At 41.6% G+C, this 879-nt stretch carries 1 protein-coding gene; it reads right to left on the bottom strand.

What is annotated here, in order from left to right:
- Positions 1–103 precede the first annotated feature (103 nt).
- The gene (locus ACFO8Q_RS18875) at positions 104–625 is read right to left on the bottom strand and encodes a hypothetical protein (protein ID WP_380027920.1); all 522 of its coding nucleotides are present in this window, start codon (positions 623–625) and stop codon (positions 104–106) included.
- Between the last annotated feature and the right edge of the window lie 254 nt (positions 626–879).

Genomic DNA, 879 nt, shown 5'->3' with positions numbered 1-879 from the left:
AGTGGTTGGTAACTACAAACCCCCACAGTGGACTTTCACCACCTAGTTAATCGCCATGCGTGGCGCACAAAAAAAAGCCCGTCAACATTGACGGGCTTGACTTTTAAGGAGCCGGAACAGGATTCGGGTTCGCAGGTATTTCCTTAGATACTGCCTTCATAATTGCATAAACCTGTTCAATATCTTTCAATAGTTCATCAGCAGTCTTGCCTTCTTTATTTGCTTTGACCCGTTCAATAATTTCATGGGCGGGCTGAAGTTTTTCAATAAGATATTGGTATTTGCCATTCATGCCGACTTTTAAATACTGCTCTTGCATTGCTACATCTACTTCAGCACCATCAATTTTTTCCTTGAGCTTCTGTTCTGATGTTGGCGGATTAAGTTGCTTTTCTAACTGCCCGATTTCTACACTTTTTTGTTTTAGCAGTCGTCCTTTATTTTCGCTCACTTGTGGGTCTTTAATGGTTTTCAGTTCTTCGTCCGCGATTCTGAATTCGTTTTTCAGTTGCACGAGTTTTTCAGCCATAGGATTATTTTCTGCATAGGCGCTGTATCCTGCAAAAGCAACGACAGCAAGGAGTGTGCCGCTAAGGATTGCTAATACGTTCTTTTTCTTGTCCATTTCATCATTCCTCCTTCTTTACCATGCCGCTTGTTTGATACGATAGGTCACAAACAACCTCCTGACTATTTAGACAAGAATAAATCGTTTCGGTTACATAGCAATTTTTCCCACAAAGTATTTAGCATTCGACAAATAAGCATTCGACAAATAAGATCCCCATGCTGCTTCTCAGCACCAGCAGAAGATCCCCATGCTGCTTCTCAGCACCAGCAGAAGGATGAAAATAACCTCATGTCGAACTGAATTCATGC

The organism is Effusibacillus consociatus (assembly GCF_042652925.1).
Lineage (GTDB): Bacteria > Bacillota > Bacilli > Tumebacillales > Effusibacillaceae > Effusibacillus > Effusibacillus consociatus.
The sequence above is the reverse complement of the archived record's forward strand: the minus strand, read 5'-3'. Positions and strand labels throughout refer to the sequence as shown.

Coding starts and splice junctions, on each gene's coding strand:
- ACFO8Q_RS18875 (WP_380027920.1), bottom strand. CDS start 625: ATGGACAAGAAAAAGAACGTATTAGCAATCCTTAGCGGCACACTCCTT.